This window comes from Candidatus Woesearchaeota archaeon (genome assembly GCA_016192995.1).
GTDB lineage: Archaea > Nanobdellota > Nanobdellia > Woesearchaeales > DSVV01 > JACPTB01.
In genome coordinates this window covers 1-14,556 of record JACPTB010000001.1, presented here as the reverse complement: position 1 = coordinate 14,556, position 14,556 = coordinate 1, and the positions used below count along the sequence as shown (strand labels likewise).

Genomic DNA, 14,556 nt, shown 5'->3' with positions numbered 1-14,556 from the left:
TTCTGGCTTCATGCCATGCACTGTTAGTTATTATATAATCATACAAAGAGAATGCTAAACGATTGGGTGCATTACCTATTATTTCGGCAGGATTCCAATCTAGGCATAGGTGGGAGACAGCACAAAACGCCCTTAGTAGATATGAAGACTCTATAGAACAAATAAATAAGGAATATGAAGGCAAGAATATTCTGATTGTTTCACATGGAACTGTAATGAGTCTTTATTTCGCAAAACTTACAGGGACCATGGGGCAGATAGTAGAGAGAGAAAAGAAATTAGGTTATTGTGATTATGGTATTGTAAAAGATGGTCATGTAGTAAAAGATATTGTATAAATATAGAAAAGTTTTCTTGCCCCATTCTCAACCTTTTAGTTTTTTATCCAAGTTGAAGAATCAAATCTACATCAATTTACTTGTAACTAACATGAATTCAACGAGAAATTCCGATGTTTATTTTTTAAATTGAATATGAGAGAACATTAGAGATTTATTTAACAGCAGGAAAATCATATTTAATATGTTTAGTTTCTTGTTGACCTTTAATCGTATTAGCATAAGCTGCTACACGTGATGGAAGATCAAGCTTACTATTTCCTCCTCCACCTTCTGTGCTTTCACAAGTAGCATTTTCATATTGTACTGGGGAGCAAAAAGTATGATTTTCTCCGAAGACATGACCCTCTTCATGTATGAGTGTTGACTTCACTCCTTCCTTACCAAATACCGTTGTCCCTTCATTAAAATAAATAGTTGCACCAAACACCTGTTCACCATCATCATCTGTGTTTGTCCATGAATTTCCACCATAAGGAATAATAACAACATTAGCATCTGATTCATTTTTCACAATTTGTAATAAGCCTGATAATTTAGAATTAATTACTGTTAATTTATCAATCCATGCTTGTACTGCAGATTCCATCACTGGTGTATAATTAACACCATTTACTTTATAATTCTGTGGAACAAATACTTTCAATGGACCTGCTGCGTAATTAGGGAAGGTTTTTGGATTATCAATAACATCAATAATTTCATCATCATCTCCATAAATAGGTACTTTAGGTTTTGTTTCTGTTGTATCTGTCATGAAATCCCAGAAATCCTTATACAGAGATCCTATTGGTAATGGATGTTTCTCAATCAACCACAGTGTCATCACAACATCTCCTTCAACTGCTGATTGCACTTCATCTGGTGATCGTAATGTTTGATAGAATTTACTGGTAATACCTGTTTCTAAATTAAAACCTTCTGTTGAAGGTAATTCACAGCTTGCATCACCATTATCATCTGTTGATGTACACTCTGCTTGTTTGCCTTCTGTATTCTTAACTAATAATGCAATACCTTTTACAGGTCCTGTACCAAGACCATGTTGAACATTAACAAACAAAGTGTAAGTATCTTTTGTTGCAGGATTACAATCATCATCTTTATTATTACCTTTAACTTCAACCATTCCAGGATTAACGTTTGGATCTTTATCATCGCAATCATCTTGCTCTTTATATGCACAACCAAGTCTTAAATCAGGAGGAGTTCCTGTTGGTGCTCGACCATCCAGATCTTTATCTAAACAAACCTTTTGTTCAAGATCAGAACCTTCATCTTTAGAAACTAGAACATCTGTAACACCATCATTTGTATCATCTTTGCCTGCATCATAAGGTTGTCCTTCATCTTTTGATGTTGGAACATCTTTTCCATCATAAGTATCTTTTGGTGGAACTACTGGAGAACTATCTTCTGGTTTATAACCAGTATCTGGGGTTCCTGAACTTACTGGTTTTGTATCTGCAAGAGGAACTGATGCATCGTAGGGTGTTGATTGTTCTGTATCTGGTTCATTATAATCTTTACCTGCATTGCTTGCAACGCCACAACCAACACCTGCTAAACCTAATGTTCCAGCAGTACCATACTTTGCAAGATTAGGCCGGAATGCTCCACTCCAACGAAGTCGTGTTAATAGATAATCATGAGCTAAGTAATCAATAACATCAGAAATAACCCTGCCTAATCTATTGAAAACTCCTCTATCTACTCTACCTTCTAAACTTTGAACACCCACCATGGTAAGTATATTAGACATCCATCATTTATAAATGTTTTGGTAGTTACTGGATGGTGGTTAAATAATTATAGAAAAATATATAACTTACCTTACACTAATTGAGTGCATGGAAACAGACCAATTATTTCAAAAATTAGATCTTAAATTAGATCATATCAGGTCTGAGTTAGATTATATTAAAGATCATATGGTAGATAGAGATATGTTTCTTAATTCAGAAGAATCACAACTAGTTGAAGATAGTTACAAGAATGAAAAAGAAGGCAGGTTGATATCTAGTAAGAATCTTCGAAAAGAGTTAGAAAAATGAGTTTTCAAATAGATTACGATAAACAACCAACAAAATTTCTGAAAAAATTAGATAAATATATTGCGAAGAGAATAATGGATAAGATTGATGACGTCCTGTTAAATAATCCTGTGCCCCATGATGCAAAGACAATTGTTGGAAATCATGGACTATTTAGAATTAGAATCGGTGACTATCGAGCGTTGTATAGAATTAATTATCAAGAAAATAAAATAATTATTATCAAAATAGACAGCAGAGAAAATGTATATTAAACACGTTCATGGCTTCATTTTTGACCTGGCATTGCGGTGGGTGAAAAATGTCAAAGCACGTTGATTGCAGCACATTCTTATGTTTTAATCTTGATCCAAACGGCTTAGATATGCGCTGTGTTGAATGCGACAAGAAAATACCAGTAAAGAGCAGCGGAGCAAACGCTGCAGCTTGTGCTAAAGGAGTGCAGGGTTGTGATAAAGCAGCTGGAATAGTTCAACCTCAATGCGGACTTGATTATACTGTCTGCAATAAAAACAAAGAACCTTACACCTGTGAAAAGATAAAAGATGCCTGTGGCGGATGTACTATATTAAATAAATGCAATGAACAAACTAAGAAATGCGAATCATTATTTGTTTCAACAAATGATTGTCCAACTGGTTCAATAAGCTATAATCCAAGTTCTGCTGAACCCAATAAAAAAATCAGCTTTACTGCTAATGAGAACGATAAAAATAATGATAAAGTTACTTGTACATGGAAGGATGGAAGCACTAAGATCAGCACTCAATGCAAGTTTGATTACAGTTTTTCCCTTACTGGAGATCATAAAATTACCCTTGAAGTAACTGATGGCAAGAATAATTGCGCAGAAACATATTCTAAAAATTTACAAGTTACAGCAAGTGAAAGTGCTACGCCTGCTTTACAATGTAAATCAAATGAACACATTATATTTACTATGTCTGGCAATAAAGATGCCAATGTTGGAACATGGGATGCAGGGATGAATGTTCAGGTTTGCCATAAAGGAGATACTGGATTAAAACGGGATTGCACTGGTAATAATAAAGTATTGAAATATCTTACTGGGAAATTCATCAAATAGTCCATGTAAAGAAGGATTTAGTTGTTTAGCTTCATTCAAAGATGTTAAGAATTCTGTTGCTGGAACATGTGATATCTATACTAATAAATTGTGTTGTAAACAGGGATGTCCGATGGTGGAGATGAAATGCGCTGATGTTTTAGAAGATCAAAAAGGAAAATTATTTGGTTATGATGTTTGTGTATCGGATGGTAAAACAGCTCCCGGAACATGTCAACTAGGATGTGCATTTAATGGACAGTTTTACAAAGAAGATCCAGAAGCTATTGTTAAGATACAGGAAAAAGATTTAGTATGTACTAATGGATATTGGTGTCCATTAGGATATAAGTATGATATTAATAAAGAAGCATGTATACCTGTGACTGAAAGTTGCTTTGAACCATCTAAATGCCCAATAGATACGCCAACAGAAGAAAAGAAAGATTTAAAATGGTTTATCAATAATAAGTGTGTTGTACCTTCAACTAATCAGGATGACAATAAAGCTTGTTGTTTTACAAAATTTGGTACGACTAAATATTATCAATATAATGTTTTACCTGATAAAGAAGAGATTTCGTTTTATTAATAATAAAAAATAAAAATTATTTTAAAATAAGATAATCCAATGCACGCTTAACTCTACAAGCATATAATCCATTTCTCAATTTAAGATTATCTTTACCTGCATAGTCATCAATAACTTTCCATGCACACTTTTCAAATGGATTTCTTCTTGGCTCATATGTAGCTGTATGTTGTGATGTTGTCACATGTTCAGCTACAGGTTTATGTTTGCTATGGACATAAACATTATTTGCTTGTGCACCTGCTAACGCTGTAAGTGTTGCAACAAAAACAAGTGCATTCAAACTATATTTTCTTTCTGTCTTTTCTTCCATAATTCTCACCTTTGTAGTTAATTTATTCGATAATCTATTAAGTTACTACTAATAAGTAGCATATTATAGTTTTTCTTAAGAATCTTAAGATTTTCTTTAAATACTGTGTTACTTTTGGTTTATACGCCTTATAACCCCCAAATAATGGAGGTAGTAGCAATGGTATAAGAATATTTAAGATTCTTAAGGATTAAGACAATATATTATCGAGTGTATATTCAGGTATGTGTTTGTTATGAAAAAAATAACTATTGAACTTGAGGACAGTTTGTATGATGATTTTAACGTATTAACCAGCTCTATTGAAAAGATTCGAGAAAAACTGATTATTGATTTAATTAAACAAGAAGTTGAAAAATATAGTGAAGTTATCAAACGTTTGAAAATGAAAGAAAATTAGAATTTATTTAACGTCATATTTAATATGATCTCTTGTTTGCTGACCTTTGATAGTATTGGCATATAAAACTGAATAGGCAGCTATATTAGAAACTTTACCGTTTCCACCAGCACCATTAGTAATATCATCCGGATCTTGACCATGTTCAAAACCAAATCCATGTGTTAATTCATGTTTTATTGTTGATTTAACATCGTCAGAGAACGCACCTTTATCAAGATAGATTGTTCCACCTAAGATTGCACCACTATCTGATTGACTCATAGGAGTATAACTTCCTCCACCATAAGGAACAATAACTAGATTAGCATCTGCTTCATCGTCAACTATTTTAAGAAGAGATGCATTAGGATTATGTTCTTTTAATTTGTCAATCCACTCTTGAACTGCCGCTTTCATTACTGATTTATAATTAGTTCCATCATCAACATAATCTGGTATAAAAATACGTAAATCACTGTCTAAGTAATCAGCAAACGTTTTTTTGTTTATTTTTTCTTTTATTGTACCATCTGGCATTTCAATTTTTAATACTGGTTCTGTACCGGTTATATCTGTAAAGTAATCCCAGAAATCCTTATACGGAGATCCTATAGGTAATGGATGTTTCTCAATCAACCACAATGTCATCACAACATCTCCTTCAACTGCTGATTGGACTTCATCTGGAAATCTTTGTGTTTGATAGAATTTACTGGTAATACCTGTTTCTAAATTAAAACCTTCTGTTGAAGGTAATTCACAGCTTGCATCACCATTATCATCTGTTGTTGTACATGATGCTTGAGTAGAAGCATTCTTAACTAATAATGCAATTCCTTTTACAGGCCCTGTACCAAGACCATGTTGAACATTAACTAATAAAGTGTAAGTATCTTTTGTTGCAGGATCACAATCATCATCTTTACCATTTCCTTTAATCTCTGTCATTCCAGGATTAACGTTTGGATCTTTATCATCGCAATCATCTTGCTCTTTATATGCACAACCAAGTCTTTGATCAGGAGGAGTACCTGTTGGCGCTCGACCATCTAAATCTTTATCTAAACAAACCTTTTGTTCAAGGTCAGAACCTTCATCTTTAGAAACTAGAACATCTGTAACACCATCATTTGTATCATCTTTGCCTGCATCATAAGGTTGTCCTTCATCTTTTGATGTTGGAACATCTCCTTGAGAAGTATCTTTTGGTGGAGGAACTCGAGAAGTATCTTCTGGTTTATAACCAGTATCTGGGTTCCTAGAACTTACTGGCTTTGTATCAGCAAGAGGAACTGATGTATCATAAGGTGTTGATTGTTCTGTATCTGGTTCATTATAATCTTTACCTGTACTGCCTGCAACTCCGCAGCCAAGACCTGCAACACCTAATGCACCACCAACACTATATTGAGCTGCTCTGCTTCGTAAGCTAGCCAACCTATCATGCATACGAGCAACTGTTAAATGATAATCATGCCCAATATAATCAGCAACAGAATGCCAACCATGAGAAATAACCCTGCCTAATCTATTGAAAACTCCTCTATCTACTCTACCCTCTAAACTTTGAACACCCACCATGGTAAATATATTAGGCATTCATCATTTATAAATGTTGTGGTTAGTTACTGGATGGTAGTGATGTTAACATTTAAGAAAGATTTATATATGTGTACGATAATCATACCTATGTGTACGAAAATAATACACTGCTTAATACTGCAGAAGTCACTATTATAGGAGTGTTCTTAGATTTAAGGAGGCATTACTTTGCAGAGTTGGTAAAAGTTACTAAACTTAGTAAGCCAAGAACATTAAGAGTGTTACGAAAGTTTGTAAAACAAAAGATTTTAGAAGTCAAAACAGAAGCAAATGTAAAATACTATTCGTTACAAAAATCATCTTCTGTTTTTTCCTTGTTATCACTTGTCGAATATAATAAAACATTAGCCTTTCTTAAAAAACAAAAGAACCTTAAAAGAGCTTTAGAAATGTTCAAAGAGAAATATCATGATTATATAACCTTAGTTGTCTTTGGTTCTTTAGTTAAAGGTTATGCCCATAAAAGTTCTGATGTTGACTTGTTATTGACAAAAGAGAGTTTTTCTGAACATGACATTAAAAAAGTAGAGGATATTATTGAGATAGTAAATGGAAGAACAGGCCTAAAAATTAGTCCTTATTTTATGAAAATTAAAGAATTTAGGAACAAAAATGAGCTTGCAAAAGAGATCATAGCAGAACATATTATTATTGAAGGAGGAGAAACATTTTTTAGGTGTATTTTACAATGAATGAAAATAAACAGTCAAAATGGCAAGTGTGGTTAAAGAATGAAAAAATATTGAATCGTGATTTTAAAAAATATAAGAAGAAATTGTTAATCAGAAAGATTGAACCTTCTTCATCACTCTCAAAAGTTCATATTGAAAAAGCATACCACAATCTCGATTTTGCAAATTTTACAACCAAGAACCAGCATACTATCAACAAGAGACTTGAAACTGAGACCTACTATGATTGGGTTATTGTTATTTCATATTATGCAATGTATCATAGTGCAATGGCATTACTTTATAAGATAGGTTACAAAGCAACTACACATTTGGCAACTATTTGTGTTCTTTGCAAAGAATGTTTAGGAAAGACGTTGGAAAACAAAGATATTGAAAACATTTCAAAAATTCTTGAATTACGTGAGGAGGAAATTAAGGAAATTGGAAAAGCAAAAGAGCGAAGAGAGCGTGCAAGTTATTCTGGAAGCGTTTCCTTTGAAAAACATTTGGCAGAAATGACTTTAGATGATGCACAGAAGTTTATTAATAAAATTGCTGACATTTTGGAGGAATAAACGCCTAATATTTACCGATAGTTATTTGTTTTAAGGATTTAGAAATATGCAATGTGTTGCCTGTGATAAGAAAATACCTCTCCCAGCCAACCTATCATGCATACGAGCAACTGTTAAATGATAATCATGCCCAATATAATCAGCAAAAGAATCCCAACCATCAGAAATAACCCTACTTAATCTATTGAAAACTCCTCTATCTACTCTAGCCTCTAAACTTTGAACACCCACCATGGTATGTATATTAGGCATTCATCATTTATAAATGTTTTGGTTAGTTACTGGATGGTGGTGATGTTAAATTTAAAGGCACAGCATAAAAATTCCAAAATTATAAATACTAGTATTACTCTCATTTTTTAATGCCAGAAACAATATCTATCAAACATGTTTATGATGAACTAAAAAAAATAGAAAGGGAAATGATTACTAAGAATGAATTAGATTCTCTTTTTGATACTCTTGCAGTTATCAATAATCCTGAAACAATGAAACAGTTATTGAACAGTGCTGAAGATATAAAGCAAAATAGAGTAAAAGAGATACATTCTGTTAAGGATATCTTAGGTTGACCAGTATGGATGAATGGTGTATAAAGAGTACTGATACTTTTTTAAAGCATATTAAGAAACACAAAAATAATCATGAACTACTTCTCGAATTGGATGTAAAAATCAAAAGACTTAAAGAGAATCCTTTTTCAATCGGAGGAAACCTTGCTGGTTTTTTGCATGGATTGAAATCTACAAGACTTGCACGAAAATATAGATTAGTTTTTAGTGTTGATCAAAAGAATAAAATAGTTTATTTTCATGCACTCGATCATCGAAAAGATGTTTACGATTAAATAGCAAGAAAATACCTATCAAAGTATGCGGAGCAAGTGCTACAGCTTGCGCTAAAGGATTGCAGGGTTGTGATAAAGCTGCTGGAATAGCTCAACCTCAATGCGGACTTGATTATACTGTCTGCAATAAAAACAAAGAACCTAACACCTGATGAAAAAGAATGTTCAACATATGATTAAAGATTCACAACTTCTTCATCAAAGTATCAATAATCTCCTGTTTCCAACCTTTATGTGATAATCGTGCTCGTATCTCATCAATTGATAAACCTGCTTGCTGCATTCCCCGCGCATATTTCAATACCTCTTCAATTTTCTTGCTAAAACGTTCTTCAAACACCAGATTAACAAGTTCTTCTTTCCAACCAACTTCCAATAATTGTTCTCGTATTAAACCAAGATCTTGTCCTGACGCTAACTGCTGTGCAACATAGCCATCGATAACATGATAATAACGAAGCAATTCTCGATATAAAGCATCCTCAACAACCTCTTTTCGCCATCCTTTTTCATAGAGCTGTTGTTTAATCTGCTCTAATACAAAACCTTTTTTCAGCATAGTGCCAACATATTCAAGTATAACAGCATGGCCTTTTCTGATTTTAGGATCAAGCACTTCTGAAACAAATGATTTCTCCCAGCCTTTTTCAAGCAGTTTTTTCTTAACCGTAATAAGATCATGGCCTTGTTGTGTCAACCGTTGCACATAAGCATCAACAAGATTGCGAGGTTTTTTCGTAACAACATCAATGCATTTGTTGACAATTGCTTGATGCCATCCTCTCTGCAGTAATTTTTGTTTAACTGCAGACAACGCATAACCAGATTTTAACTCTGCATCAATGTAGGTGACAAGAAGAGAAGATGCTTGCAATGTTCGCTGCTCAATAAATGCATCTACTACCCTCATGTTCCAGCCTGCTTTCAACAATGACGATCTTATTTTAATTATATCAACACCTAATCTTAATTCCATGGCAATATAACGAAGAAGTTTTGATGATGCGTCGTCAATGCGAAGTTTTAAACAGGAATCAACAACAATCTTATTCCAACCTTTATCAAGTAATTTTGCGCGGACATCATCTATAGAGTATCCTTGCTCCAAGGTATGATTGATATAATAAAGAATAATATTATACGGTTGTTTAATAGCATAATGAAGACAGGTATCAACAAGCTCTTTTTTCCAGTTTGTTCGCAATAATTTATTTTTAATGGCAAGTGTGTCAAAACCTGCGAGCATTTCTCTATCAACATACGATAAGATTAAGTTTGTTGGCTGCACTAATTTTTCTATGAATATTTGGTCAATAAGCACATGCTTCCAACCGCGATTAAGAAGTTTAACCCTGATTTCATCAATGGTAAATCCATCTAAGAGTTCTCGGTCAATATAGTTGCTAACAATGGATGACGCAGTTATGTGCCGTTCTGTAAACAACTTATGCAAAATATCAACGCGCCAGCCTTTGTGAATTAAACGGTGTTTAATGTCGTCAAGCTCAAATCCTTGATTCACTTCTTGTGAAACATAGTCTGACAAGAGTTCTAAACCATGTGTTAATTTAGATTTAGTAATTGGAACCTTGAGCTGTTGAGCAATAATTTCTGGATGCCAACCAACTTTTTGAAGATGGATAAATATTTTTTCATGAGGAACACCGCGCTGTACTTCTTGATGAATAAGTGATTTAAGATCAAAATGAAGAATATAATCATGAATCTTCTTAACACCATCGTGATCTAAAACACTTAGTTTATTTAATTTAGGTTCAAGAGGGACAATACGTTGCTGTAAGCATTGTTTAACGACATTAGTTGCCCAACCATGAGCAACAAGTTTTGTTCGAATATCATGCAAGGTAAAGCCTTTTGCAAGATGTTCTTTAATATAACTATACACTTGTTCATGCTCAGTGCCATGCGCTAAGCCTAAACAGGAATCAACTTCACGAAGAGACCAGCCTTTTTTAAGCAGTTCCTCACGTATTTCAGCATCACGATAGCCATTAAAGCGTGCTTTCTTGATATACGTTTGTATAAGGTAGAGAGGGAAAGCATGTAAAGGGTTGACAAAACCAAGCATGAAATATTTATGCTTTAATTGAGGAGGAATTGAAACACTGGTGATAATGCGCGGCCTATATTTTCTCTTGCTTGCAATAATGAGTTCTGATAATTCTTCGTCTAATTTATACATCTTCTGGAGTTCACGAACTTCACGCTCGTCAGCAGATTTAACAAGAAGTGGTTTAACATTATTCATACGAGAGTATCGTCTATAAGCTGGCGAGTGAACATACAGTTTTCCAAACTGATCGATATGACGTGTTACGGTCAAGCTGATAAAAGTAGATTCATCAATAATATGGGTGTTTTGAAGCAACAAGAGGAGCGGCAAGGTAAAAAATAATAACCACCAAACCGGAACAGGAATAGTTTCAAACACTGCCGGCAATAATCGCTTAAATAATCGTTTAACAACGTCTTTATCAACATACTTCCATATTTTATCGACAACACCATAAAATTTATACAAAACATAGGTTTCTTTAGTGAAAATATTCAATTTTACGGGAAATGATTTTTTTATGTTGCCTATGTGCATAGTTGTTTTAAAACTCCCTGTTTTTTTTGGCTGAAGAGATGATAAGGCTGCAGGTGAAGTAATAAAAGAAGCAGAATCTTGAGGAACATCAAAAACAATTTTTAAGTCTGATAATGGTTTAATGCCAGTATTTGTTACTTTGACTTCAATGTTTGAAGAAGTATTTTCATTAATAACAAAATCTTTAACTAATTTGTTATTAGTAGCAATGAGTTCACCATCTTGGCTGACGGTTTCTAGTTTAACGCCATAGTAGGGAACAAAGCTTCCATTAACATACTCGCCTTCTAGTTCTTCAGGTGGAATTTCAGTAACAAATTCTTCTTCAAGAACAGAACATGATTTTTGATATTTAACAGGTTCAACACAACCATGTAAGTCTTGACAAGTTATTTTTAATTTGTTTTTATTACAAGAAGCTTCATTCCAATTTGGACAGTCGCCAAAGTCAGGAACACAACCGCAATATTGAGTTAATTGCTTGGCAGGACCCTGGCAAGCACTAATGTCAGGACAAGATTTTGTCTTTTGACCATCTTTACACTCGACGCCAGCAAAGTCTGTTTCACAAGCTGGATCGTATTGCGGAGTACAACCACAAGGCTGAGTTACTAGTTTGCTTGGACCATTGCACTCACTAATATCAGGGCATTCTTTGGTTTGCAGACTATTGACACATGCAATCTCAGTGAAATCTGTTTCACAAGCTGGATCGTAGACTGGCTCGCAAGTTGTTCCAGAACAAGCACCTTCTATACAAGTTGTTCCTTGTGGGCAAATATAAGATTTTGTAGCTTGTTTTGCACCATCACAATAAAATTCTGTCAGTCTTTCTCGCCTGCATGCATCATCAAAGCTTTTTTCTGTACCATCAGCACTGACCGTGGTAACTGAACCTTTTTCAAGAGGATTAAAGTATTTATAATTTGACAATGGCAAAGCTGGATCATAAATTTTATCAGTGACATCTGAATCTTCACAAATAGGTTCAACAGGAACAAAGGCAACACACGCGCCTTCTTTACAGGTTGTTCCTTGAGGGCAATCAAAAGTATTCCACGTAAGTTTATTGTCTCTGCAGTAATATTCTAAAATTCTGCCTGTTTCCCAACAATTATCTGTTCCGCTAAAAGGAACTTTAGTTCTTGGATTTAAGCCATTCGCTGTGCCTTGAACAGTAAGCTCTTGTCCATTATCACTGTCTTCGCAAAATTCCTGGCATGCTTGTGATTGTGTTTTAGTGTTTCCACAGCCATCAGTGCATTCGACTGTTTGTTTTCCATCTATGCAAGCTGCTTTAGTAATATCTCCGCATTCCCATTCAGGTTCACATTCAGGCGGTGGTTCAACAGGAGTAGTACCTGGCTCACCACTCTCGGGGCTCCCCGTAGGAGGATTAGAAGGTGCTGCTTCGACAGTTAATTGTGATGTGTTAACTTTAGTACCGTTTAAACTTGCTGAATCCTGACCATGAACTTGAACAATAAGCTTATTTCCTTGCGCATAATTATTCGGACTGAATGTTGAAACATTGCTACGATTGTGAGCAACGGTCGCTGATTGAATAAGTTGTGAAACATCATTGACAAATAACTCAAAATAAATCGTTCCAGAATCACTATCCTGATCAGTATAACTTGCATTAACCATCAATGACTGGCTCGAAGTAAGACTTGAGGTACTGCTAAGAATAGAAACACTTGGACCTCCATTGCCAACAGTTAATGAACTAGTATTAACAGCAGTTCCATTGGTTATACCATCATAAGGCGTTGTTTCAAGAATAATAGTATGGCCCTTGCTGAAATTATCTTGAGTAAAAATGCGGCTGACATTGATGTTTGAAGTTACGCTCGTAGCTGTTTGCGTAACGTTTTTAGTATCATTAACAAACCACGTGAAATAAACCGTTCCTGTATCTGAATCGCCATCAGTGTAATTCGCTGTTGCATTGATGTCACTTAATGTTGTTAAGGTGCTGTTAGTTTCGTTGACAGAAACACGTATAGTTGGAGGAGAGTTTCCTAGTCAATGAACTTGTATTACGAGCTGTTCCATTCGTTACACCATCATATGGTGTTGCTTCCAAAATAATAGCATGGCCTTTGCTAAAATTACCCTCCAAAAATATTCTACTTACATTTATATTAGGACTCACACTCGTCGCTGTTTGGGTAAAATTCTTCGTATCATTAATATACCAGGTAAAATAGACAGTACCGGTATCTGAATCAGTATCAGTATAGTTTGCTGTTCCGTTGATATCACTGAGACTTGTTAAAGTCGCGTTTGTTTCATTTAATCCAATGGTAATTTGCGGAGCAATGTTTTGAACAGTTAATGAAAATGAACTTGTATTACGAGCTGTTCCATTCGTTACACCATCATATGGTGTTGCTTCCAAAATAATAGCATGGCCTTTGCTAAAATTACCCTCCAAAAATATTCTACTTACATTTATATTAGGACTCACACTCGTCGCTATTAATGTTATTAAACTAGTACCATTACGATACAAGGTAAAATAGACTGTGCCTGTATCTGAATCGCTATCTGTATAGTTTGCTGTTGCATTAATATCACTTAAGCCAGTCAAAGTTGCATTAGTTTCGTTGACAGAAACAGAGATAGACGGTTGTAGGTTACCAACAGTCAATGAACTAGTGTTAACTGGAGTTCCATTAGTAGCGCCATCATATGGTGTTGCTTCTAAAATAATAGTATAGCCTTTGCTGAAATTGCCTTCAAGAAATAGTCTGCTAACATTTATATTAGGACTTACACTCGTCGCTGTTTGAGTAAAGTTCTTAGTATCATTGACAAACCATGTGAAATAAACCGTTCCAGAATCGGAATCACGATCTGTATAATTTGCTGTTGCATTAATATCGCTTAAACCAGTCAAAGTCGCATTTGTTTCATTTAATCCAATGGTAATTTGCGGAGCAATGTTTTGAACAGTTAATGAACTAGTATTAACAGCAGTTCCATTAGTTGTACCATCATACGGCGTTGCTTCCAAAATAATAGTATGGCCCTTGCTGAAATTATCTTGAGTAAAAATGCGGCTGACATTGATGTTTGAAGTTACACTCGTTGCTGTTTGCGTAAAGTTTTTAGTATCATTAACAAACCACGTGAAATAAACAGTACCTGTATCGCCATTTGAATCAGAATAATTTGCTGTTCCATTAATGTCACTTAATGTTGTTAAGGTTGCATTTGTTTCATTGAGAGAAGCAGTGATTGTGGGAGCAGTATTATCCTGAATAGTTACACTATTAGTAAAATTAGTTCCATTAAAACCTCGAGCATCAATAGGAACTGCATATGCTGTCCAAACTTCACCAGATCGAGTTTCATTGAAGACAGTCATATTATTATCAAACCCTATCTGACCTAACTCAAAGTTTTTCTGTATTTGGGAAACAGTCAGACTTCTGTTATAGATTTTAATTTGATCTAAACTTCCGTTAAAACAACATGTTGGTCCATCACCTAT

General features: G+C 34.5%; 16 protein-coding genes. 10 read left to right on the top strand and 6 right to left on the bottom strand.

Annotation, left to right across the window (positions count from 1 at the left end; all coding sequences use genetic code 11):
• Positions 1-62: 62 nt before the first annotated feature.
• On the top strand, positions 63-338 hold the full coding sequence (locus HYY69_00080) for a histidine phosphatase family protein (protein ID MBI3031852.1): 276 nt from the start codon (positions 63-65) through the stop codon (positions 336-338).
• Positions 339-492: 154 nt separating this feature from the next.
• On the opposite strand, the gene HYY69_00075 is transcribed toward HYY69_00080, so the two are convergent.
• On the bottom strand, positions 493-2,082 hold the full coding sequence (locus HYY69_00075; GenBank protein MBI3031851.1) for a putative metal-binding motif-containing protein: 1,590 nt from the start codon (positions 2,080-2,082) through the stop codon (positions 493-495).
• Between the two features lie 106 nt (positions 2,083-2,188).
• Between HYY69_00075 and HYY69_00070 the strand changes: the two genes are divergently transcribed.
• The 4 genes from HYY69_00070 to HYY69_00055 all read left to right on the top strand — a co-directional run bounded on the left by HYY69_00070 (position 2,189) and on the right by HYY69_00055 (position 4,050).
• On the top strand, positions 2,189-2,392 hold the full coding sequence (locus HYY69_00070; protein MBI3031850.1) for a hypothetical protein: 204 nt from the start codon (positions 2,189-2,191) through the stop codon (positions 2,390-2,392).
• The gene (locus HYY69_00065; protein ID MBI3031849.1) at positions 2,389-2,646 is read left to right on the top strand and encodes a type II toxin-antitoxin system RelE/ParE family toxin; all 258 of its coding nucleotides are present in this window, start codon (positions 2,389-2,391) and stop codon (positions 2,644-2,646) included. Before HYY69_00070 ends, HYY69_00065 begins: the two co-directional genes overlap by 4 nt.
• A 47-nt stretch (positions 2,647-2,693) precedes the next feature.
• Positions 2,694-3,479 (top strand): PKD domain-containing protein, encoded by a 786-nt coding sequence (locus HYY69_00060; GenBank protein MBI3031848.1) that lies wholly within the window; start codon positions 2,694-2,696, stop codon positions 3,477-3,479.
• A 112-nt stretch (positions 3,480-3,591) separates the two neighbouring features.
• Positions 3,592-4,050, top strand: coding sequence for a hypothetical protein (locus HYY69_00055; protein ID MBI3031847.1), 459 nt, complete (start codon positions 3,592-3,594; stop codon positions 4,048-4,050).
• A gap of 16 nt (positions 4,051-4,066) precedes the next feature.
• On the opposite strand, the gene HYY69_00050 is transcribed toward HYY69_00055, so the two are convergent.
• Positions 4,067-4,363 (bottom strand): hypothetical protein, encoded by a 297-nt coding sequence (locus tag HYY69_00050; protein MBI3031846.1) that lies wholly within the window; start codon positions 4,361-4,363, stop codon positions 4,067-4,069.
• A gap of 226 nt (positions 4,364-4,589) precedes the next feature.
• On the opposite strand from HYY69_00050, the gene HYY69_00045 reads away from it, so the two are divergent.
• On the top strand, positions 4,590-4,763 hold the full coding sequence (locus tag HYY69_00045; GenBank protein MBI3031845.1) for a hypothetical protein: 174 nt from the start codon (positions 4,590-4,592) through the stop codon (positions 4,761-4,763).
• 3 nt (positions 4,764-4,766) lie between these two features.
• Here HYY69_00045 and HYY69_00040 read toward each other — a convergent pair whose 3' ends face one another.
• Complete coding sequence (locus tag HYY69_00040) at positions 4,767-6,326, bottom strand: hypothetical protein (protein MBI3031844.1); 1,560 nt, start codon at positions 6,324-6,326, stop codon at positions 4,767-4,769.
• 110 nt (positions 6,327-6,436) lie between these two features.
• Here HYY69_00040 and HYY69_00035 point away from each other — a divergent pair, with 110 nt between their 5' ends.
• Positions 6,437-7,039 carry a nucleotidyltransferase domain-containing protein gene (locus HYY69_00035; GenBank protein ID MBI3031843.1) on the top strand — a complete coding sequence of 201 codons (603 nt, stop codon included), beginning with the start codon at positions 6,437-6,439 and terminating at the stop codon, positions 7,037-7,039.
• Positions 7,036-7,596: a HEPN domain-containing protein gene (locus HYY69_00030; protein ID MBI3031842.1), complete on the top strand. Its 561-nt coding sequence runs from the start codon at positions 7,036-7,038 to the stop codon at positions 7,594-7,596. Before HYY69_00035 ends, HYY69_00030 begins: the two co-directional genes overlap by 4 nt.
• Positions 7,597-7,626: 30 nt before the next feature.
• On the opposite strand, the gene HYY69_00025 is transcribed toward HYY69_00030, so the two are convergent.
• Positions 7,627-7,830 (bottom strand): hypothetical protein, encoded by a 204-nt coding sequence (locus HYY69_00025; GenBank protein ID MBI3031841.1) that lies wholly within the window; start codon positions 7,828-7,830, stop codon positions 7,627-7,629.
• Positions 7,831-7,958: 128 nt separating this feature from the next.
• Between HYY69_00025 and HYY69_00020 the strand changes: the two genes are divergently transcribed.
• Together HYY69_00020 and HYY69_00015 are read left to right on the top strand one after the other, a co-directional pair.
• Positions 7,959-8,168, top strand: coding sequence for a hypothetical protein (locus tag HYY69_00020; protein ID MBI3031840.1), 210 nt, complete (start codon positions 7,959-7,961; stop codon positions 8,166-8,168).
• Positions 8,169-8,173: 5 nt separating this feature from the next.
• Positions 8,174-8,443, top strand: coding sequence for a hypothetical protein (locus HYY69_00015; GenBank protein MBI3031839.1), 270 nt, complete (start codon positions 8,174-8,176; stop codon positions 8,441-8,443).
• Between the two features lie 184 nt (positions 8,444-8,627).
• Here the strand turns inward: HYY69_00015 and HYY69_00010 are convergent, their stop codons facing one another.
• The gene (locus HYY69_00010; GenBank protein MBI3031838.1) at positions 8,628-12,704 is read right to left on the bottom strand and encodes a hypothetical protein; all 4,077 of its coding nucleotides are present in this window, start codon (positions 12,702-12,704) and stop codon (positions 8,628-8,630) included.
• A gap of 331 nt (positions 12,705-13,035) precedes the next feature.
• A partial coding sequence (locus HYY69_00005) for a hypothetical protein (GenBank protein MBI3031837.1) occupies positions 13,036-14,556 on the bottom strand: 1,521 nt, incomplete at its 5' end.